The following is a 20,660-nucleotide window of genomic DNA, read 5'->3' as shown; positions in this document are numbered from 1 at the left end:
TCCCTGTTCCTCCCCTCGGTCCGTCCGCGCGCCGCGCGGCGGCTCCGTTGCTCCCCTTCCACCAGTGTCGCCCACCGCGCCGATCGCGATGACGGTTTTCGATCAGGCCGACGCCTGCCCGAGCTGTCCCAGCTCCCCCCGGCCCAGCGCGCGCAGGGCCGCGGTGACCTCGTCCGCGCACTCCAGCGGACCGCAGTGTCCGGTGTCGTACTCGCGCAATTCGATCAGCTGCGGCAGGCGAGCGGCGATGAACTCCGAGCGCGCCGGCGGCGCGATCCTGTCCTTGCGCCCGGCGATCACCAGCGTGGGGACATCGAGCGAACTCGGGTCGACGGTGGTCACCATGTTGACCAGCATTCCGCCGTACCCGCCGCGTCCGCGCGGTGAGGTGGCACCGATCATCCGATCCAGTTCGCGGGCCGCGCCCGCCGCTGTCCCCGGTCCCACGGCCCCCGATCCCAGCGCGACGTGCGACAGCAGCCGCCTGCGCACCGGCATCCTGCGCGGCAGGGGAATTCCGGCGAGCGGCGCCACCGTCATGGCCAGCCGTCTGCGGGCGCCGAGCAGCCGTTGCGGGCCTCGCAGGAAGTGCACATTGTCGAGGATCTCCCCGGGCGTGGTGTTCACCAGCGCGGCCGCGCGCACCCGCTGCGCGATGTCTTCGGGATACCTTGCGGCCCAGGCCATCACAGCGATGCCGCCCAATGAGTGACCGGCCAGCACCGCCTGTTCGCCCGCAGGGACCGTGGTCGTGAGCACCGCGTGCAGATCGTCGGCCAGATGATCCAGGGTGTAGCTGCCGCGGGCGGGCTGGTCGCTGAGACCGTGCCCGCGATGGTCGAAGGCGACGACCCGGAACTCCTCGCCGAGGTCGGCGATCTGCTTGCGCCAGAAGGCCAGATCGCACAGGACGCCGTGGGTGAGCACGATCGTCGGCGCGTCGGCGCGGCCGTGGATCTCGGCGTACAGCCGGGTACCGTCCGCACCGCGGACTTCGGTCACCTCGACCGGGCCGCGCCGCGTCTGTGCCACCGGGCCGCTCCGCGGCGGCGTCACCGCGCCCGCCGTAGCGCCTGCCGAGCGGGCGGCACCATCCGCACGACCCGAGGCAGCCGGGGCAGTACGGTGCGGGAGATCGCCGCCAGCGCGCCGAAGGCGATCTCGCGGCCGCGCGACCACGGCACCCCGAACAGTTCGCGCAGATGCGGCGGCAACAGCCCGCCGGTGATCAGGGTCAAGGTCGCGCCCGCGATCGGACGCACGGTGTAGTTCCACACGACCGGGATCCGCAGCACCGGGATCATCGGCGGTGGCTTGGGCCCGGCGACCACGGCGAGCACCCGGTCGCTGACCTCGGAGCGTTCCAGCTTGGTGGCGGCCATCTCGTCGAACCACGCGCAGAAGCTGTCCCAGTCCACGGGCATGTCCTGCTCGCGCACGCCGTACATCCGGCCGACCCGGCGCATCTCCTGGTAGAACTGCTCGACTTCGCCGGGCTTCCAGCCGCGCCCGAGCAGCTTCTGCTGGGTGTAGACGCCGTGCACGAGGCTGGCGTGCACCCAGTGGAATGCCTCCGGGTTCAGCGCGCTCCAGCGCGTGCCGTCGGCGTGCTGCCCCTTGAAGTGCTTGTGCAGCTCCCGCAGTCGCGCGGCGGTGGCCAGCGCCTGCTCCTGGCCGTAGACCACGCCCATGATCATGTTCAGCGTCCGGTCGGCACGGCCGTACGGGTCGGAATCGAACACCGAGAACTCGCTCACGCCCGCGGCCACGATCGGGTGGCCCACGTCGATGAGCAGCCGGCGCGAGGCGCCGAGCACGAATGTCAGATCACCGAACACCGACCAGGCCACCGAATCGGGGCCGAGAGGCGCGGGCTCCACGTCGGCCGTCACAGGCGTCGCCCGCCCGGTCACTCCCTCACTCATGAGACTATTAGTAGCATGTAAGTCTCAGATGCGACAATGGCCGAATGCCTCGCCCCTCCGCACCGCTGACCAGTTTGTTCGGCCGCGCGGTCGCCAAGGTCGTCGCACACTCCACGGCAGGTCCCGACGTCTCGAACATCTACGAGGCGACGCTGCGGGTGCTCACCGAGCGCGGCACCCAGGCGGCAACCATGGACGACATCGCCGCCCGCACCGGGGTCAGCCGCGCCACCCTGTTCCGCCGCTACGGCGGCAAGGACGCGCTGTTCGAGGCGGCGGTCGCGCACACTCTGCGCACTTTCCTGGCCGAGATCACCACGACCTTCCTCACCGTCATCGACCCGGCCGACCGCATCGCCGAAGCCTTCGTCGCCTGCCTGCGGTTGCGCGACCGATTGCTCGCCGACAGCCACGACCCCGAACGCAATGCCGAAATGCTCGCGATCCTGTCCGCCGGCGACCCCGCGCCGATCGACATCGGCCACCGCTTCATCTCCGCCCGCATCCGTGCGGGTCAGGAGGAAGGGACTTTGCCGCCCGGCAACCCCGACCTGCAGGCCGACGCGATCATCCGGCTCACCATGGGCTACCTGCTGCTGCCCGCCCCCGGCTACGACCTCGCCGACGACGATGTCGCCCGCGATCTGGCCCGCCGCGTGATCGCCCCGCTCATCACCTCCGGAATACGCTGACCCGCCCCCTCTTGCACCAGAGGGCGCTGTTCGCTCGGGCGGTCCACGCGACCGACAACCCTTACGGAGACCGGCTGCTCACCCGACCCATCGGTGTATCGGAAGCGAGCTCGGCCGCCGGTCGGCATCGGATCGACTCAGAGTGTGCTGCGGCGCAGCGTGACCCGGTAGGTGTAGTGCTCGGGCAGGAAATAGCTGATGGACAGGTCGATCACCTGACCGGTCGCGTCCGAGTACAGCCGGTCGACCCGCAGCATCGCATGTCCCGCTTCGCAGCCGAGCCCGCGCGCGATCTCAGCGGTGGCGGGCGCGACCGTGATCGACTGCGCGGCTTCCACGATCGGGCTGTCCAGGCGCGGTTCCAGCAAACCGATGACGGTGTGCGCGCTCGACGCGCCCGCGCCGAGTTCCGGGGCGTCGATCAGCGGCCGGGCGATGTGCTCGGGCAGGTGGACGGTGGTCAGCACGAACGGCACGCCTTCGTGGATGCGCCGGAAGACCACCGTGTACACCACGTCGGTGTCCAAGCGCAGCCTGCTGGCGGCGTCGATGTCGACGCGGCGCTGCAGCGGGCTGAGCACCTCCATCGTGGTGTCCGAGGACAGGTTCATCAGGTCCTCGATCGAGCCGTGATGGCGCAGGTAGCGCCCGTCGGACTCGGTCACGAAGGTTCCCCGGCCCGGGACGCGGTAGACGGTGCCGTCGGCGACGAGGTCCTGGAAGGCGCGGCGCACAGTCTGCCTGCTGACCCGATAGCGTTGGGCGAGTTCGGCTTCGGTGGGCAGCTTCACCCCGCCCCGGTAGCTCCCGGCGGCGATGCCCGCGCGCAACTCCCGCGACACCACCTGGTGCGCCGGTTCCGAATCCCGTGCGGCCATCGTGCTCCGTGCTCTCCCGTTCCCGTTCCGGCTGTTTCCGGCGTGTCCGGCTCATGACGAGCCCGCCGCGCGCGACGACAGCCCGCCGCGCGACTACAGCCCGCCGCGCGCGACGAGCTGAGCCGCGATGACATTGCGCTGGATCTCGTTGGTGCCTTCCCCCACGATCATCAGCGGCGCGTCGCGGAAATAGCGTTCCACGTCGTACTCGGTCGAGTAACCGTAGCCGCCGTGGATGCGCACGGCCGACAACGCGCCCTCCATCGCGATCTCCGAGGCGTACAGCTTGGCCATGCCCGCTTCCATGTCGCAGCGCTCGCCCGCGTCGTACTTCTCGGCGGCGTGCCAGGCCAGCAGCCGGGCGGCGGTCAGCTTGGTCGCCATGTCGGCCAGGTAGTTGCCGATCGACTGGTGCTTCCAGATCGGCTTGCCGAAACTCTCGCGCTGCTGCGCGTAGGCGAGGGAATCCGCGAGCGCGGCCGCGGCGACGCCGAGCGCCCGGCAGGCGACCTGGATGCGACCCACTTCCAGGCCCTTCATCATCTGCGCGAAACCCTTGCCCGGCACGCCGCCGAGAACCGCGGTCGCGGGCACGCGATAGTCGGTGAACGCCAGCTCACAGGACTCGACACCCTTGTATCCGAGCTTGGGCAGATCCCGCGAGACCTCCAGGCCGGGGCCGTGTTCGCACAGCACCACGGAGATGCCCGCGTGCCGGGGCGAGGCGTCCGGATCGGTTTTGCACAGCAGCGCGATCAGCCCGGAGCGGCGGGCGTTGCTGATCCACATCTTGGCGCCGTTGATCACCAGATCGTCGCCGTCGGCACGGGCGTGGGTGGTCAGCGCCTGCAGGTCCGAGCCGCCGGAGGGCTCGGTCAGCGCCATGGTCGCGCGCATCTCGCCGGTGGCCATCCTCGGCAGGTAGCGGCGCTTCTGTTCCTCGGTGCCGAACATCGTGAGCAGCTTGGCGACCACGGTGTGCCCGCCCATGGCTCCGGCCAGGCTCATCCAGCCGCGGGCCAGCTCCTCGGTGACGCGCGCGTAGCAGGGCATGGAGACCGGCGAACCGCCGTACTCCTCCGGGATCGCCAGACCGTAGATCCCGATCTGCTTCATCTGCTCGATCCACTTCTCGGGATAGGCGTCGGCGCGCTCCATCTCGCGCACGTGCGGGCGCACCTCGCGGTCGATGAACGTCCGTACGGTCTCGACCAGGTAGGACTCTTCGTCGTTCAGCTCGGTCATCTCCGCCTGCGTTTCGGTGTATTTGTACGGCCAAATAGCGGCCATATCGGTAGCATAGCCGCACATTGGTCTTGACATGAATGTTGTCGCGCTGCCAATATTCCGGGCAGCGCCGGACGGCCGGTGCTCGTTCCGGCATCGCCGGCGACCGGGATCGAGGTGGACCACGCTGTGAACCGACGCGAGACGTTCGTCGGTGGACCGTTTTTCGACGAGCTCGAGCCCGGCGCCACGTTCGACACCGCTCCCGCGGTCACTCTGACCAGCGGGCTCGCCGCCTCTCATCAGGCGATCCTCGGCGACCGGCTGCGCCTGCCCCTCGACGCGCACCTCGGCGAGTCGGTCATCGGCTCCCCCGCCCCCCTGGCCCATCCCGGCCTGGTCTGGGACATCGCCATCGGCCAGTCGACACTGGTCACCCACCACGTCAAGGCCAACCTCTTCTACCGCGGCCTGCGCTTCCACCGCTTCCCCGTCCTGGGCGACACCCTCTCCACCCGCACCGAGGTGGTCGGCCTGCGCGAGAACTCCGCCAAGCCCGGCCGCGCGCCCACCGGCCTGGCCGCGCTGCGCATCACGACCGTCGACCAGCACGACCGCGTGGTCCTGGATTTCCACCGCTGCGCCATGCTCCCGTCGAGTCCGTCTCCCTCCGCCGACCGCGTTCGCCGCGCCGACGACCTCTCGACCATCGGCATCGCCATCGACGGCACCGCCACCGGTGAGCCCGCGGGCGATCCGGCGAGCAGTGATCCGCGAGCCGTCGAAGGCTGGGATCTCGGCGCCTACCGCGCTCGGGTGCCCGGCCCCCACTTCTCCCCCGGCCTCGTCGGGACGGTTTTCCACAGCAGCGCCGACGTGGTCACCAGCGCACCCGAATTGGCGCGGCTCACCCTGAACATCGCCGCCGTGCACCACGACGAGCGCTCCGGCGAGGCAGGTCGCCTGGTCTACGGCGGCCACACCATCGGCCTCGCCTTCGCCCAAGCCACCCGCGCGCTGCCCGCCCTGGTGACCGTCCTGGGCTGGCAGTCCTGCGACCACACCGGACCGGTACGCGAGAACGACACCCTCGCCAGCGAACTGCACGTCGAGTCCGCCGAGCCCTGCGGCGACGGTCACGCCGTGCTCCTGCGCTCGATCGTCCACGCCCGTCCCCGGCCGGACTCCGAGCCCGATTCGCCACGACCGGTACTGGATTGGCGATTCACGGGGTTGCTGGCGTGAGCGCTCAGGGGCCGGAGGCGGCAGCACAGCATCACCACGCAGGCCCCCCGCACATGCCCGAAGGCCCCGGCACGACGAACGACTCGCGCCCCTTGGCCGGGCTGCGGGTAGTCGAGGTGTCGAGCTTCGTCGCCGCACCCCTGTGCGGGCTGACTCTCTCCCAGCTCGGTGCGGAGGTCATCCGTGTCGACCCGATCGGCGGGGCGGGCGACAAGAACCGCTGGCCGGTGACCGAGGCGGGCGAGAGCATCTACTGGGCGGGGCTCAATCGCGGAAAGCGCTCGGTCACCTGTGATCTGCGCAGTCCCGAAGGCCGGGAGCTGGTGCGACGGCTGATCACGGCGCCGGGCGAGGGCGGCGGCATCCTGGTCACCAATGCCGGCGGCCGGGGCTGGATGAGCCACGAGACGCTGAGCGCGCTGCGCCACGATGTCATCACGGTGCAAATTCTCGGCAAGCGCGACGGCAGCGCGGCGGTGGACTACACCGTCAACGCCGCCACCGGATTCCCGCTCATCACCGGCTCGCCCAGCCATGACGGCCCGGCCAATCACGTGCTGCCCGCCTGGGATGTGGCCTGCGGCCTGTACGCGGCGCTGGCCATCGCGGCGGCGGTACGCAAGCGCGAAGCGACCGGGCGGGGGTCGGCCGTCGACCTGCCGCTGTCGGATGTCGCACTCGCCGTGGCCGGGCATCTGAGCTACCTGACCGAGGTGCAGATCAACGGCGTCGAGCGCGAGGCCACCGGCAACGCCGTCTACGGCACCTACGGCAAGGACTTCCGCACCGGCGACGGCACACGTTTCATGGTCGTCGCCCTGACACCGCGGCACATGCGCGATCTGGTGCGGGTCACCGGCCGCACCGAGGTCGTCGCGGCGTTGGAATCCACACTCGGCGTGGACTTCTCGGCCGACGCGGACCGCTACCGCTACCGCGAGCTGCTGGACGCGGTGTTCGCCACCTGGTTCGCAGAGCACACCGCCGCCGAGGTGGAGGCCGCGCTGTCGGGCACTTCGGTGTTGTTCGACCGCTACCGCGGCTTCGCCGACATCGTCGCGAGCGGCGAACTCGCCGCCAATCCGCTGTTCAGTCCCCTGGAGCAGCCGCGCATCGGTACCTATCTGGCGGCGGGCCTGCCCGCGACCTTCGACGGCAGGCATCTGTCGACCGGCCCCGCGCCCGCGCTCGGCGCCGACGGCGCGGCGGTCGTGCGCGATCTGCTCGGTGCGCCCGACGAGGAGATCGAGGCGCTGATCGACGGCGGACATCTCGGAGCGTCGTCCCGATGAACGACAGGGCCACGATCGCCGGGCGCCCGGCTCCCGAGAAATCGGCCACTCACGAATCCGTCATCCCGCAGTCGGCCACCCGCGAGTCGGCTGTGAGCGAGTCGGCCACCCACACATCGGTCACCCTGAAGTCGGCCACCGCGCAATCGGCCACCGCGAAACCGGCCACCGCGAAACCGGCCGACGCGAAACCGGCCGACGAGCAGTACGCCATCGAGAAGAGGGCACAGCTATGAGCGACTACGCCACCACCGATCCGACGACCGGCGAGGTGCTCGCCCGGTTCCCCGAGGCCGCCGACGCCGATATCGACGACGCCCTCGCCGCGTCGAAGGCAGCCTTCGACGACTGGCGGCGCGTCCCCCGCACCGAGCGCGCGGCACTGCTGCGCCGGGTCGCCCGGCTCTACCGAGACAAGTCCGAGGAGCTGGCCGCCTGGCCGACCCTGGAGATGGGCAAGCCGATCAGCCAGGCCCGCGGCGAGGTCGCGCTCAGCGCCGCCATCTACGAGTACTACGCCGACAACGCCGAGGCCTTCCTGGCCGACGAGCCGCTGACCATCTCCGGGACCGGCACCGCCGTGGTGCGCACCGAGCCGATCGGCCCGCTGTTGGGGATCATGCCGTGGAACTACCCCTACTATCAGGTGGCTCGCTTCGCCGCGCCGAACCTGGTGCTGGGCAACACGATCCTGCTCAAGCATGCCCAGATATGCCCGCAGTCCGCACTGGCGATCGCGGAGGTGTTCGCCGAGGCGGGGGCGCCGGAGTCGGTGTACCGCAATCTGTTCGCGAGCAACGAGCAGGTCGCCCGGATCATCGCCGACCCCCGGGTGCAGGGCGTGTCGCTGACCGGTTCCGAGCGCGCGGGCGCGGCGGTCGCGGAGGTCGCGGGCAGGCACCTGAAGAAGTACGTGCTCGAACTCGGCGGCTCCGATCCGTTCCTGGTGCTCGACGACGCCGCGCTGGAGCAGACGGTGGCCGCGGCGGTGGGCAACCGGATGGGCAATGCCGGTCAGGCGTGCACCGCCTCCAAGCGCTTCATCGTGCTCGACGAGATCTACGAGAAATTCCTCGACGCGTTCGTCGCCGCTATGCGGGACCAGCGGCCCGGAGATCCGAAAGACCCCGCCACGACCTTCGGCCCGCTGTCCTCCCGGCGCGCGCGCGACGATCTCGCCCGCCAGGTGGACGACGCGGTCGCGCGGGGCGCGACCGTGGCCACCGGCGGGCGGCCCGTGGCGGGACCAGGCGCGTACTACGAGGCGACCGTGCTCACCGACGTCACCCCCGACATGCCCGCCTACCGGGAAGAACTGTTCGGCCCGGTCGCGGTGGTCTACCGGGTGCCGTCGGTGGACGCGGCGGTGGAACTGGCCAACGACTCGCCCTACGGCCTGGCCGCCGCGGTGTTCAGCGCCGACGAGCAGCTCGCGGCCGAGGTCGCCGACCGCTTGGACACCGGCATGGTGTGGATCAACGGCACCAGCCGCTCGGCTCCCGACCTGCCGTTCGGCGGGGTGAAGCGCTCGGGCGTGGGCCGCGAGCTCTCGCACTACGGCATCGCGGAGTTCGCCAACAAGAAGCTGATCCGCGATCCGCGCTGACGGCGAACCCTTTTCCAGCAGAGGAGCATTCGATGGCCGCCGACCAGGCCACCCTGGTGTCGCAGGTGTCCGACCAGGACTTCGCCGACATCCTGGCCCAGACCCGGGCCTTCGTCCGTGAGGCGGTGGTGCCGCGTGAACAGCAGATCGCCGACACCGACCGCATCCCCGACGACATCCGCCGCGCCGCCGCCGACATGGGGCTGTTCGGCTACGCGATCCCGCAGGAGTGGGGCGGCCTCGGCCTGAACCTCGCTCAGGATGTCGAGCTGGCCATGGAGTTCGGCTACACCACCCTGGCGTTCCGCTCGATGTTCGGCACCAACAACGGCATCGCCGGGCAGGTACTGGTCAACTACGGCACCGAGGAGCAGAAGCAGACCTGGCTCGAGCGCATCGCCTCCGGCGAGGTGGTGGCCTCCTTCGCCCTCACCGAACCGGGCGCGGGCTCCAACCCGGCCGGGCTGCGTACCAAGGCCGTTCGGGACGGCGATGATTGGGTGATCGACGGCGAGAAGCGCTTCATCACCAACGCCCCTTCGGCCGACCTGTTCGTCGTATTCGCCCGCACCCGCGCCGCCGACGCCGACGGGCCCGGCATCGCGGTCTTCCTGGTCCCCGCCGACACCCCGGGCCTCGAGGTCGGCGTCAAGGACCGCAAGATGGGCCAAGAGGGCGCCTGGACCTCCGACGTGCGGTTCTCCGGCGTGCGTGTGCCGAACGCGGGGCTGGTGGGCGGCAGCGAGGACGTCGGTTACCGGGCCGCCATGGTGTCGCTGACCCGCGGCCGAGTGCACATCGCCGCGCTCGCGGTCGGCGCCGCACAGCGCGCCCTGGACGAATCCGTCGCCTACGCCGCCACCGCCACCCAGGGTGGCTCCGCGATCGGCGATTTCCAGCTGGTTCAGGCCATGATCGCCGACCAGTACACCGGCGTGCTGGCCGGTCGCGCGCTGGTGCGCGATGTCGCCGCCCGCTACGTCTCCGGCGAGGACCGCCGCGTGGGCCCGTCGGCGGCCAAGCTGTACTGCACCGAGATGGTCGGCCAGGTCACCGATCTGGCGGTGCAGATCCACGGCGGCACCGGCTACATGCGCGACGTCGCCGTCGAGCGCATCTACCGCGATGTTCGCCTGCTGCGCCTCTACGAGGGCACCAGCGAGATCCAGCGGCTCATCATCGGCGGCCGGCTGGTGAAGCAGGCCAAGCGGGAGGCGACCGGTGGACAGCGCTGATACCGGCCACTCCGGCGCGGCAACGGATTCGGGCGAACTGCCACTCGCGGGGGTGACCGTCGTCAGCCTCGAACACGCCGTCGCCGCGCCGATGGCCAGCCGCCACCTGGCCGATTTCGGCGCCAGAGTCATCAAGGTGGAACGCGTCGGCGAAGGCGATTTCGCTCGCAACTACGACGCCGCCGTGCACGGCTTGGCCTCGCATTTCGTCTGGCTCAACCGCGGCAAGGAATCCGTCGCCATCGACCTCGAGGACGACCGCGGCCGGAAATTGCTGCGCGAGTTGATCTCCCGCGCCGACGTGTTCATCCAGAACCTCGCTCCCGGCGCCGCCGCGCGGCTGGGCTTCGGCGCCGACGAGCTGCGCCGCGAGCAGCCCGGCCTGATCGTGGTCGACATGAGCGGCTACGGCACCGACGGCCCGTACCGCGACCGCAAGGCCTACGACATGCTCATCCAGGCCGAGACCGGTCTCTGCTCGATCACCGGCACCCCCGAGACCGCGACCAAAACCGGTGTGCCCTCGGCCGATATCGCTTCCGGCCTCTACGCGCTGTCCTCGATCCAGGCCGCGCTGTTCCGCCGGGAACGCACCGGCACGGGCGCCACCATCGAGATCGCCATGTTCGACGCCACCGTCGAATGGCTCGGGCACTCCATGTACATGCAGATGTACCAGGACACGCAGATCCGGCGCATGGGCCTGTCGCACGCCGCGATCGCCCCCTACGACGCCTATCCCACCGCCGACGGGCAGATCCTCATCGGCGTCCAGAACGACCGCGGCTGGCGCGTCCTGGTCACCGACGTGTTCGGCGTCCCCGAGCTGGCCGACGACCCGCGTTTCGTCACCAATATCGACCGGGTCCGCCACCGCACGGAGGTCGACGCCGCCGTCGCCGAGCAGACCCGCCGTTTCACCACCGGAGATCTCGACGGACTGCTGGCGAAGTTCGGCATCCCCGCCGCCCAGCTCAACGACATGAAGGGCTTGATCGCGCACCCGCAACTGTCCGCGCGCGACCGCTGGCGCGAGGTGGGCACCGAGGCGGGTCCGATCCGCGCGGTGCTGCCGCCGATGACGTTCTCCGACGTGGAGATGCGCATGGACCCGGTGCCCGCGCTGGGCGAACAGACCGACGCGGTGCTGGCCGAACTCGGCAGCACGCCGGAGGAGATCGATCGCCTGCGCGCCGAGGGAGTCGTGCAGTGACTCCTGCTCGCCGGGGTCGGGCCGAGATCTGGTGCCGGGGCGCGGCGATGGCGTCCCGGCGAAGTCGCGCGATGGCATCCGCACAGAGTCACGCGCAGACACAACGTCCGCCCGCCGCGCGTTCCGCGCGCGGGACGACCGGCAGGGGCCGTGCACACAACGCCGGCCCGCAGATACGAACGGATCGGAGCTGACATGGGCTTGCTGGAGGGTCGGGTGGCCGTGGTCACCGGTGCGGCCCAGGGAATCGGGCTGCACATCGCACGCCGCTTCGTCGCCGAGGGCGCCAAGGTCGCCCTCGGCGACATCAACGACGAGGCGGGCGCGGCGGCCGTCGCCGAACTCGGCGGCGAATCGGTGGCCGCCTACGCGCATTGCGATGTCCGCGACGCCGGGCAGATCCAGGCGCTGATCGAGACAGCCGAGCGGTTCGGCCCGCTGGGTGTGTTCGTCAACAACGCGGGCCTGACTCGCGACGCCACCATGCGCAAGATGACCGAGGACGATTTCGACGCCGTCATCGCCGTGCACCTCAAGGGCACCTGGAACGGCACCCGCGCGGCCGCCGACCGGATGCGTGAGCACGGCCGCGGCGCCATCGTCAACATCTCCTCGCTCTCGGGCAAGATCGGCCTGCCCGGCCAGACCAACTACTCGGCCGCCAAGGCGGGCATCGTCGGTCTCACCAAGGCCGCGGCCAAGGAGGTCGCGTTCAAGAATGTGCGGATCAACGCCGTGCAACCCGGCCTGATCCGCACCGCGATGACCGAGGCCATGCCCCAGAAGGTGTGGGACCAGAAGATGGCCGAGATCCCGCTGGGCCGTGCGGGCGAGCCGGACGAAGTCGCCAACGTGGTGCTCTTCCTGGCCTCCGACCTGTCCTCGTATATGACCGGTGCCGTTCTCGAGGTCACCGGCGGAAGGTTCATGTGATGCGTGCGGCGGTGATCTGCGAACCGGTTCGCAGCCCGATCGGCCGTTTCGGCGGCTCCCTGGCGAGTCTGTCGGCCGCCGACCTGGGCGAGACCGTGCTGCGCGGCCTGCTCGAGCGCACCGGCCTGGCCCCGGGCGCGGTCGAGGACGTCATCCTCGGCAACTGCTACCCCAACAGCGAGGCCCCCGCCATCGGTCGCGTGGTGGCGCTCGACGCGGGGCTGCCGGTGACCGTGCCCGGCATGCAGGTCGACCGCCGCTGCGGGTCGGGCCTGCAGGCCGTCTTGCAGGCGGGCATGCAGATCGCCACCGGCGTGAACGACGTGATCGTGGCCGGCGGCGTGGAGAGCATGAGCAATGTCGTCTTCTACGCCACCGACTTGCGGTTCGGTGTCAAAGGCCCGTCCGTGAGCCTGCACGACGGGCTGGTCCGCGGCCGGATCACCGCGGGCGGCCGGGATCACCCGGTGGCGGGCGGCATGCTCGAGACCGCCGAGAATCTGCGCCGCGAATACAACATCGGCCGCACCGAACAGGACGAGCTGGCCGTCACCTCGCATCAGCGCGCGGTCGCCGCCCAGAACTCGGGTGTGTTCGCCGAGGAGATCGTGCCGGTGACGGTGCGGTCCAAGCGCGGGGAGACCGTAGTCGACACCGACGAGCACCCGCGCGCGGACTCCACCCTGGAGAAGCTGGCGACGCTGAAGCCGGTGCTCGCTGCGACGGACCCAGACGCCACTGTCACCGCCGGGAATTCGAGCGGCCAGAACGACGCCGCCGCCCTGTGCGTGGTCACTCACCCCGAACGCGCCGACGAACTGGGCTTGCGCCCGATCGCGCGCCTGGTGTCCTGGGGCGTGGCGGGCGTGGCGCCCAAGATCATGGGTATCGGCCCGGTCCCGGCCACTCAGGCCGCCCTCGACCGCGCGAATCTGAAGCTCGCCGACATCGATCTGATCGAACTCAACGAGGCCTTCGCCGCCCAGGTGCTCGCCTGCACCCGCGAATGGGGTTTCACCCGAAGCGATTTCGAACGTCTCAACGTGCACGGCTCCGGCATCTCGCTGGGCCATCCGGTCGGGGCCACCGGCACCAGGATGATCGCCACCATGACCAGGGAGATGCAGCGCCGCGATGCCCGCTACGGCCTGGTCACCATGTGCATCGGCGGCGGTCAGGGCCTGGCCGCCATCGTCGAGAAGGTCCGCGCGTGACCCGCCTGGCCCGCACCGCCGGGCTCACCGACGTCCAGACCGAAATCCTGGCTACCGTACGGGCGTTCGTGGATCGCGAGATCATCCCGAACGCGCAGAAGCTCGAACACTCCGACACCTATCCCGCCGACATCGTCGAGCGGATGAAGGAGATCGGCCTGTTCGGCATCACGATCGGCGAGGAGTACGGCGGCCTCGGCGAATCCCTGCTCACCTACGCCCTGGTGGTCGAGGAGATCGCCCGCGGCTGGATGAGCGTGTCCGGCGTGATCAACACCCATTTCATCGTCGCGCACATGATCTCCCGGCACGGCACCGAGGCCCAGAAGGCGCACTACCTGCCGAAGATGGCCACCGGCGAGATCCGCGGGTCGTTCTCCATGTCCGAACCCGATCTCGGATCCGACGTCGCCGCCATCAAGACCCGCGCCACCCGCACCGGCGACGGCTACACCATCGACGGCGCCAAGATGTGGCTCACCAACGGCGCCACGTCCAATCTCACCGCCGTGCTGGTGAAAACCGATGTGGGAGAGGACAAGCCGCACAAATACCTCACCACCTTCCTGATCGACAAGCCGGAGGGCACCGGCGAGGTCCTGCCCGGCCTCACTATCCCCGGCAAGATCGACAAGATGGGCTACAAGGGCGTCGACACCACCGAGGCTCTCTTCGACGGCTTCCGGGTCGGCGCCGACGCCATCCTCGGCGGCGTGCCCGGCAAGGGCTTCGCGCACATGATGGACGGCATCGAGGTCGGCCGCGTCAATGTCGCCGCCCGCGCCTGCGGCATCGCCGTGCGCGCCTTCGAACTGGCCATCGAGTACGCCCAGCAGCGCTCCACCTTCGGCAAACCGATCGCCGAACACCAGGCCATCGCCTTCAAGCTCGCCGAAATGGCGACCAAAGTCGAAGCCGCGCACCTGATGATGGTCAACGCCGCCCGCGCCAAGGATTCCGGCGAACGCAACGACGTCGTCGCGGGCATGGCCAAACTCATCGCCAGCGAATACTGCGCCGAGGTCACCCAGGACGCCTTCCGCATCCACGGCGGCTTCGGCTACTCCAAGGAAGCCGAGATCGAGCGCCTCATGCGCGAGGCCCCGTTCCTGCTCATCGGCGAAGGCACCAGCGAGATCCAGAAAACGATCATCAGCAAGGGCCTGCTGCGTGAATACCGCCTCTGAACAGGACATCCTGTGTCGCATCGCCTTCATGGGCGCGACACAGGACGCGGGATCACAGTGATCGAGCGGCGGCGTACTCGGGGCAGCGCTCTGCGAGGCCGTTGTCGATGGACACGGCCCGGCCGTGGGCCCTCGGTCGATCCTGCGACTGCTCGAGCGCACCCGCCATCAAGTCGGCGGCCTCCGCATAACGATGGTTGAGTATGCAGAGTACGATCGTCGGGTTCATCTCCACGCTCGGCCCCGACGGCCTCCACCCGCTGTCGGAGTTCGCGGATTTCGCGGCCTCGATCAGCCTGTCGAGGCTCGAATGCTCGGCGAGCCAGCTCGCGATCCGTCCGTCGAGGTGGTCGCACACCCACTGCACGCCACCGGCTATGCCGTCGGAGTCCCACATGACATGGGTATCGGCATAAGCGGATCGCCCATCCCGGTGGAAGGGCGACCGAGCGCACTCGCCGGGATCTCGCAGGGAATTACCTTGCGCGGAGTCGGTTCCCTCGAGCGTGGGCAGCAATTCGGCCACCCCCGCGGACCACAACGACACACTGCCTCTGATCTCAATGCCGCCGAACCTGCCGTGGTTCATGCCGATCCGCACCACAACACTCATCCCGGGCACATCGGTTTCGGCGGTGAACGCATAGCCGTCTTCGCTCTGCGACGGCTTCCCCCGCAGTCCCCTGTTCACCATCGCTTCCGCGAGTGCGAAAGGGAACCTTTCCCATACGGCGGCTTCGCCGGCGGGCTGGAGCATCTCGAACGGCTCCTCATCCGGGTGATCGATCCCATATCCACAGCTGTACCCGGTCATCTGGGTGGCCAGGTGCAGAATCGCGTTGAAGTAGTCGGGGTCTCCGTCGTCCTCGTCCTCCAGGCCCGACCGCGCATCGCGTTCCACCGCATCGAGCACCGACGCGGGAACATCGCCGTCCAGCTCTGGACCGTCCTCATCCCCGGAGGCCTCGATGCCCCACAGCTTCCGGCCGTTCCACCAAACGACCACCTCCGCACCTCCGGCGCCGTCCACCTCCCCCACGCCGACCACCGTGCATCCGACCGACAGCTTCGCGAGATCGAAAGTGTCTTCGACCGGATCCGACGCGGAATCCTGCACGAGCAGACAGCCGTCCTCGTAGGAGACGCAGGCCAGTGGCCCGTCCGGGCGGGCACTCCGCGCCCCCACCGGCTGAAGACCCAGCTCGGCCTGCACCCACTGCGATGTCGCACCGTGTATGCGAAGCCAATTCGACATGAAACCCATTCCGACTCTCCCGATCTCGCTCTTGCCGCGAGGACGATATCGAGCCGGTCCGACGAGAGACGCTTCGCCGGGCTCAGCCCGGCGCACCCTGTGGGCTGACGTCGCCCGGCGGACAGACGAATGCCCCGCCGTGGATCCGTGGCGGGGCATTCCTCGATCCGCCGGGTCCGGCGCGATCGCGCAGCCACTCCGGCGCGTGCGGGAAGAGATCAGTCCGGCGGCTCCTGCACGACGCCGGGCACCTCGCCGATGCTGCTCTGGTCGACTTCGGCGCTGCCGGGACCGAGATCATGGGCGAGGCGGCGATCCTGTGCGGCTTCTTTGCGCGCCTCGTTCGGGTCCGTCGTCGGTTCGGCGTCGCGGGCCTGTTGGGCTCGAGCCAGTTCCTCGCGCAGGCGGTCGGCGGTGGCCCGGTCACCCGCGTCTTCGGCGGTCGTGATGTCCTGATGGAGTTGGGCGATCATGTCTCGGGAAACCATGGTTCCTCCTCGATCTGGTTGCGGGGTCGGGCGGACTCGCGCCGGGAAACGGCGGCGGGCCGCCGACAACATCTGTCGACGGCCCGCCCGACTCCAGCCGGTGACCTGGTCAGTCCTGGTGCGACGCCTGACGCGCCTCGTCGACATCGGCCTTGGCGCGCGCCTTCTCGGCCGCGGCTTCCTTCTCCGCGGCGGTGCGCTGCGACTCCGCCTTGTCCTGCTGGGCGCGGCCTTCCTCGGCGAGATCGTGCTTGCCGGTCACCGCACCCGCGGCTTCCTTGACCTTGCCCTTGACGTCCTCGACGACGCCTTCCACGCCTTCGCTGACTCCGCTGGTGTGTTCTGGCATCTGTCCTCCTAGATAGTTAGGACCCTCTGACAACAGACGCCTACCCGGCCTCGCCGGTCCCAATCAGATGCCGCCGCGAGAGCCGGGTCACGGCAACTCGCGACGGCCTCCGGAGGGTCAGCAGCAGGAGGAAGTGGACGGCTGCGGCGTCTCGGCGGAAGCCTGCGCGGTGCCGCAGCAGACGCCGCCCTCGGCGGTCGCGGGATCGTCGAGGTGCTGCGGACTCGATCCGAACGTCTCCGAATCCGCGAGCACCGTGTAGACCTCCCACTTCTCCCCCGCGGGCCCGGTCACCCACACCTTGTCCTGGGTGGCGAAACAGCACGTGGTGCCGATCTCCTCTTCGGTGAACAGCCCCTCCTCGGTGAGACGAGCGATCTCCTCGTGCACCTTCGCCGAGGACTCCACCTCGACACCGAGGTGGTTGAGGGTGCCGCCCTTACCGGGGTTCTCCAGCAGGACCAATTTCAGCGGCGGGTCCGCGATCGCGAAGTTGGCGTAGCCCGGCTTCAGCTTCGCCGGCTCGGCGCCGAAGAGCTTCGAGTAGAACGTGACCGCCGCCTGCAGGTCGTCGACGTTGAGGGCGAGCTGGGTGCGTGACATGACATCCTCCACGTATGTGACATATATCGAATGAGTACGGCTCCAGCCTTCCACCTTTTCGACATATGTCAATAAGGTCGGTAGGATCGGGATCATGCCCAAGGCGCTGCCCGTCATCGATCTCTCCGCTCCCGTCTGCTGTGCGCCGGTCTCGGCGGCGCCGATGGCCGACGACGCCGCACTGGAGATCGCCCTGCGGCTCAAGGCCCTGGCCGACCCCGTCCGGATCAAGCTCATGTCGATCCTGCTCACCGCCGACGGCGGGGAGGTCTGCACCTGCGATCTCGCCACCGGCGTCGGCTTGGCCGAATCCACCGTCAGCCACCACCTCGGGCAACTACGGAAGGCCGGCATGGTGGGCTCGCAGCGGCGCGGCATGAACGTCTTCCATCGCCCCAACCGCGAGGCCCTCGACGCCTTGCGCCTGGCACTCGACCCCCACTGCTGCACCTAGCCTCTCACCGGCAACTCCGGCCCGCGGACACGACAGCGGGGCCGACGCGCTCGCCGGCCCCGCTCACCACAACAGCTCAGGACACCAACTGAGCGGCCCTCGACCACACCCGATGTTCCGGCAGCGCTTCGGCGATCAGCGCGAACGCCGATTCGATGCCGGAGGCGGTCTCGATGCCGTCGAATCCCTCCGCGATTCCAGCCGTACGCAGCGCCGCCTCACCCTCGGGCGTGGCGGCCACGACCTTGAGATGGCGGTGCGCTTCCTGCAGGAGCACCGTGAGTTTCGGGTCGGGCAGCGTCGCGGCGACGATCAGGGCGTCGAATTCGACGGAACGCGCGGTGTCGAGTGTGCGCGAGATCGGGACCGCGCGCTCACCGGTGCCCAGCTCGCCACCGTGAGCTGCGATGACCAGCGGGGTCATCGAGCTGTCGAAGATCGTCTCCACAGTCGCCGCCAACTCCTCGGCGTCGGTGTCGTCGTCGGCGACGATGCCGATGATCCGCCCGTCACCGGGCCAGCGGTCGCCCACCTGCCGCAGCGCCGCCGAGGTCGTGACCTCACCTGCCGCCGCCGGGGCACCGCCCTCGATGGTGAGCCCGAGAGTGTCGGCGACGGTCTGCGCGAGTTGTTCGTCGATATTGCGCAGCACGTTCACCGTGCGCTGCTTGATCGACTTTTCGTAGCACTTGCCGAGTTCGAAGCTGTACGCCTCGGCGACATGCTGCTTTTCGACCGGAGACAGACTGGCGTAGAACATGCGCGCGCCGCTGAAATGGTCGTCGAAACTCGCGGCCGCCTCCCTGACCTTGGCGCCCTCGACCGGGGCGGGGAATTCGATCAGCGCCTCCCCCGGTCGCGCGGTGAAGGGGCAACCGCCGTCGAGACTGTTCGGGCGATAGGGCGCCACGCCCGCGTGCACGGCGGTCTGGTGCATGCCGTCACGGAACATGTCGTTGATCTCGGTGTGCGGCCGGTTGACCGGCAGTTGCGCGAAATTCGGGCCGCCGAGACGCGAGATCTGGGTGTCCAGATAGGAGAACAGCCGCCCCTGCAGGAGCGGATCGTTGGTGAAATCGACACCGCGCACCACATGCCCGGGATGGAAGGCGACCTGCTCGGTCTCGGCGAAGAAGTTGCTGGGATTCGCGTTCAGCGTCATCGTGCCGATGACCTGCACGGGCGCGAGCTCCTCCGGGACGAACTTGGTGGGGTCGAGCAGATCGATCCCCTCGAACATCTGGTCCTCGTTGTCCGGGAACACCTGGACACCGAGATCCCATTCCGGATAGGCGCCTGCCTCGATGGCGTCGGCCAGGTCCCGGCGATGGAAGTCCGGATCCACGCCCGCGGCGATCTGCGCCTCTTCCCACAGCAGCGAGTGCACACCGAGCTTGGGCTTCCAATGCAGTTTCACCAGAGCTGTTGCGCCGTCGGAGTTCACGAATCGGAAGGTGTGGACGCCGAAGCCCTCCATCATCCGGTAGGACCGCGGAATGCCGCGATCGGACATGTTCCACAGCGTGTGCGCGGTGGCCTCGGTGTGCAGCGACACGAAATCCCAGAAGGTGTCGTGGGCGCTCTGGGCCTGCGGAATCTCGCGATCCGGATGCGGTTTGGCGGCGTGGACGACATCCGGGAACTTGATGGCGTCCTGGATGAAGAACACCGGGATGTTGTTGCCGACCAGATCCCACACACCGTCGTCGGTGTAGAACTTCGTCGCGAAACCGCGGGTGTCGCGGACGGTGTCGGCCGAGCCGCGCGAGCCGAGCACGGTGGAGAACCGCACGAAAACCGGTGTCTGCGCACCCTTCCGGAAGACCGATGCGCACGAAATGCTCTCCGCCGCGCCGTTGGCGACGAACACGCCGTGCGCCGCCGCTCCGCGCGCGTGCACCACCCGTTCCGGAATCCGCTCGTGATCGAAATGGGTGATCTTCTCGCGGAGGTGATGGTCCTGCAGCAGGACGGGGCCGCGCGGGCCCGCCTTGAGGGAATGGTCCGTATCGGCGATCCGCGCGCCCTGCGCGGTGGTGAGGAACGCGCCGTGCTGAGCTCGCGCCCCTTCCGGTTGTTCGACGTTCTGTCCGGTGGGGGTCACCGGCGCGGGCGCACGCTGGTCGGGTTTCGGCGCCACGGGCTCCCGGGGTTCGGTCGGTTCGGCCTGCTGGGCCGGCTCCGAGGAGGGCACTCCGGGCGGCATCTTCGACATCATCACACCTCTCTCGCCAGACTCCCTGAACACGGTGTCGCGGCCGAGCAGGTGCCCGGCCGATCGACGCACGGAGGCACTACCCGGTTCGATACGGCGCAATCAGGACGACGATCGCAGGAGTCGGGTCAGTCCGCGGCGGTCCACGGGATGTCGGGGGCGGTCCCGAGCAGTTCCCGCATCCGCCGGTCGGCCAGTTCCGGCGGGGTGTTCGCGGCGATGACGAGCAGGTCCAGCTGCGCGCCCTGGCGACCGGACAGGCGGATGACATCGGAGGACTGATCGGCGTCGGGGCCGGTGACCTCGATGCCGTCCGCGCGGTCGATACGGCGCCGATTCGCGCTGAAGACGTTCCGGTCGACGGCGATTCGGGCGATGTGCCCCAGCTGCGGGGTCACCGCGCTCACCAGGTCGTGGAGTTCGGAGGTGAGGTTGTCGGTCCGCGGCCACCAGGCGCCGTCGACCAGTCCGAGCGAATCCTCGGGGCTGCTCAGCAGGACCCTGGGTGTGCGGGTGGGGCTGCCGAACGGCTGCGCGACCGCAGAACGGGCCGCTCCCTCGCTCATCTCGAAGTGGCTGGAGGCGGGGCTGGTTCCGGTCACGTGTCACTACCTTCCTTGTGCTTCCAGTAGACGTCACCGGGGTCGGT

General features: G+C 69.3%; 21 protein-coding genes. 11 read left to right on the top strand and 10 right to left on the bottom strand.

From position 1 onward, the window contains the following. Nucleotides 1-102: 102 nt before the first annotated feature. The gene (locus IU449_RS14450) at nucleotides 103-1,032 is read right to left on the bottom strand and encodes an alpha/beta fold hydrolase (protein WP_195002644.1); all 930 of its coding nucleotides are present in this window, start codon (nucleotides 1,030-1,032) and stop codon (nucleotides 103-105) included. A 20-nt stretch (nucleotides 1,033-1,052) separates the two neighbouring features. Next, nucleotides 1,053-1,925, bottom strand: a complete 873-nt coding sequence (locus tag IU449_RS14445) for an oxygenase MpaB family protein (RefSeq protein ID WP_195002643.1) — start codon at nucleotides 1,923-1,925, stop codon at nucleotides 1,053-1,055. 44 nt (nucleotides 1,926-1,969) lie between these two features. Between IU449_RS14445 and IU449_RS14440 the strand changes: the two genes are divergently transcribed. Next, entirely contained in the window at nucleotides 1,970-2,617 is a 648-nt protein-coding gene (locus IU449_RS14440) for a TetR/AcrR family transcriptional regulator (protein WP_195002642.1), read from the top strand. Between the two features lie 137 nt (nucleotides 2,618-2,754). On the opposite strand, the gene IU449_RS14435 is transcribed toward IU449_RS14440, so the two are convergent. Together IU449_RS14435 and IU449_RS14430 are read right to left on the bottom strand one after the other, a co-directional pair. After that, nucleotides 2,755-3,495 (bottom strand): GntR family transcriptional regulator, encoded by a 741-nt coding sequence (locus tag IU449_RS14435; protein WP_195002641.1) that lies wholly within the window; start codon nucleotides 3,493-3,495, stop codon nucleotides 2,755-2,757. A gap of 93 nt (nucleotides 3,496-3,588) precedes the next feature. Continuing rightward, a complete protein-coding gene (locus IU449_RS14430; protein WP_195003193.1) occupies nucleotides 3,589-4,740 on the bottom strand; it encodes an acyl-CoA dehydrogenase family protein in 1,152 nt (383 codons plus the stop codon). Nucleotides 4,741-4,911: 171 nt separating this feature from the next. Between IU449_RS14430 and IU449_RS14425 the strand changes: the two genes are divergently transcribed. The 9 genes from IU449_RS14425 to IU449_RS14385 all read left to right on the top strand — a co-directional run bounded on the left by IU449_RS14425 (nucleotide 4,912) and on the right by IU449_RS14385 (nucleotide 14,647). Next, the gene (locus IU449_RS14425) at nucleotides 4,912-5,967 is read left to right on the top strand and encodes a MaoC family dehydratase (protein ID WP_195002640.1); all 1,056 of its coding nucleotides are present in this window, start codon (nucleotides 4,912-4,914) and stop codon (nucleotides 5,965-5,967) included. Between the two features lie 53 nt (nucleotides 5,968-6,020). Then, the gene (locus IU449_RS14420; protein WP_195003192.1) at nucleotides 6,021-7,259 is read left to right on the top strand and encodes a CoA transferase; all 1,239 of its coding nucleotides are present in this window, start codon (nucleotides 6,021-6,023) and stop codon (nucleotides 7,257-7,259) included. Beyond that, entirely contained in the window at nucleotides 7,256-7,495 is a 240-nt protein-coding gene (locus IU449_RS14415; protein ID WP_195002639.1) for a hypothetical protein, read from the top strand. The genes IU449_RS14420 and IU449_RS14415 overlap by 4 nt, the downstream gene beginning before the upstream one ends. Continuing rightward, nucleotides 7,492-8,865, top strand: a complete 1,374-nt coding sequence (locus IU449_RS14410; protein WP_195002638.1) for an NAD-dependent succinate-semialdehyde dehydrogenase — start codon at nucleotides 7,492-7,494, stop codon at nucleotides 8,863-8,865. Before IU449_RS14415 ends, IU449_RS14410 begins: the two co-directional genes overlap by 4 nt. 32 nt (nucleotides 8,866-8,897) lie before the next feature. Next, nucleotides 8,898-10,100, top strand: a complete 1,203-nt coding sequence (locus tag IU449_RS14405; RefSeq protein ID WP_195002637.1) for an acyl-CoA dehydrogenase family protein — start codon at nucleotides 8,898-8,900, stop codon at nucleotides 10,098-10,100. Next, nucleotides 10,087-11,313, top strand: coding sequence for a CaiB/BaiF CoA transferase family protein (locus tag IU449_RS14400; RefSeq protein WP_195002636.1), 1,227 nt, complete (start codon nucleotides 10,087-10,089; stop codon nucleotides 11,311-11,313). The genes IU449_RS14405 and IU449_RS14400 overlap by 14 nt, the downstream gene beginning before the upstream one ends. 195 nt (nucleotides 11,314-11,508) lie before the next feature. Beyond that, complete coding sequence (fabG, locus tag IU449_RS14395; protein ID WP_195002635.1) at nucleotides 11,509-12,246, top strand: 3-oxoacyl-ACP reductase FabG; 738 nt, start codon at nucleotides 11,509-11,511, stop codon at nucleotides 12,244-12,246. Continuing rightward, nucleotides 12,246-13,460: an acetyl-CoA C-acetyltransferase gene (locus IU449_RS14390; RefSeq protein ID WP_195002634.1), complete on the top strand. Its 1,215-nt coding sequence runs from the start codon at nucleotides 12,246-12,248 to the stop codon at nucleotides 13,458-13,460. Before fabG ends, IU449_RS14390 begins: the two co-directional genes overlap by 1 nt. Continuing rightward, nucleotides 13,457-14,647 (top strand): acyl-CoA dehydrogenase family protein, encoded by a 1,191-nt coding sequence (locus tag IU449_RS14385; protein ID WP_195002633.1) that lies wholly within the window; start codon nucleotides 13,457-13,459, stop codon nucleotides 14,645-14,647. The genes IU449_RS14390 and IU449_RS14385 overlap by 4 nt, the downstream gene beginning before the upstream one ends. A gap of 52 nt (nucleotides 14,648-14,699) precedes the next feature. On the opposite strand, the gene IU449_RS14380 is transcribed toward IU449_RS14385, so the two are convergent. The 4 genes from IU449_RS14380 to IU449_RS14365 all read right to left on the bottom strand — a co-directional run bounded on the left by IU449_RS14380 (nucleotide 14,700) and on the right by IU449_RS14365 (nucleotide 17,342). Next, nucleotides 14,700-15,860 (bottom strand): hypothetical protein, encoded by a 1,161-nt coding sequence (locus IU449_RS14380; RefSeq protein ID WP_228804711.1) that lies wholly within the window; start codon nucleotides 15,858-15,860, stop codon nucleotides 14,700-14,702. A gap of 260 nt (nucleotides 15,861-16,120) precedes the next feature. Continuing rightward, nucleotides 16,121-16,390 carry a hypothetical protein gene (locus IU449_RS14375; RefSeq protein WP_195002631.1) on the bottom strand — a complete coding sequence of 90 codons (270 nt, stop codon included), beginning with the start codon at nucleotides 16,388-16,390 and terminating at the stop codon, nucleotides 16,121-16,123. Between the two features lie 109 nt (nucleotides 16,391-16,499). Then, nucleotides 16,500-16,739 carry a CsbD family protein gene (locus IU449_RS14370; protein ID WP_195002630.1) on the bottom strand — a complete coding sequence of 80 codons (240 nt, stop codon included), beginning with the start codon at nucleotides 16,737-16,739 and terminating at the stop codon, nucleotides 16,500-16,502. A 117-nt stretch (nucleotides 16,740-16,856) separates the two neighbouring features. Continuing rightward, on the bottom strand, nucleotides 16,857-17,342 hold the full coding sequence (locus tag IU449_RS14365; protein ID WP_195002629.1) for an ArsI/CadI family heavy metal resistance metalloenzyme: 486 nt from the start codon (nucleotides 17,340-17,342) through the stop codon (nucleotides 16,857-16,859). Nucleotides 17,343-17,436: 94 nt separating this feature from the next. On the opposite strand from IU449_RS14365, the gene IU449_RS14360 reads away from it, so the two are divergent. Beyond that, the gene (locus IU449_RS14360; RefSeq protein ID WP_195002628.1) at nucleotides 17,437-17,796 is read left to right on the top strand and encodes an Rv2640c family ArsR-like transcriptional regulator; all 360 of its coding nucleotides are present in this window, start codon (nucleotides 17,437-17,439) and stop codon (nucleotides 17,794-17,796) included. Nucleotides 17,797-17,872: 76 nt separating this feature from the next. Here the strand turns inward: IU449_RS14360 and IU449_RS14355 are convergent, their stop codons facing one another. Both IU449_RS14355 and IU449_RS14350 read right to left on the bottom strand, forming a co-directional pair. Further along, nucleotides 17,873-20,014 carry a catalase gene (locus IU449_RS14355; protein WP_195002627.1) on the bottom strand — a complete coding sequence of 714 codons (2,142 nt, stop codon included), beginning with the start codon at nucleotides 20,012-20,014 and terminating at the stop codon, nucleotides 17,873-17,875. Between the two features lie 125 nt (nucleotides 20,015-20,139). Next, nucleotides 20,140-20,613, bottom strand: a complete 474-nt coding sequence (locus tag IU449_RS14350; RefSeq protein ID WP_195002626.1) for a DUF5994 family protein — start codon at nucleotides 20,611-20,613, stop codon at nucleotides 20,140-20,142. Nucleotides 20,614-20,660: the final 47 nt, after the last annotated feature.

The sequence above is a fragment of the Nocardia higoensis genome (assembly GCF_015477835.1).
In the GTDB taxonomy this organism is placed as follows: Bacteria; Actinomycetota; Actinomycetes; order Mycobacteriales; family Mycobacteriaceae; genus Nocardia; species Nocardia higoensis_A.
Note: the sequence above shows the minus strand (reverse complement) of the source record. Positions and strands in the feature narration are given on the sequence as shown.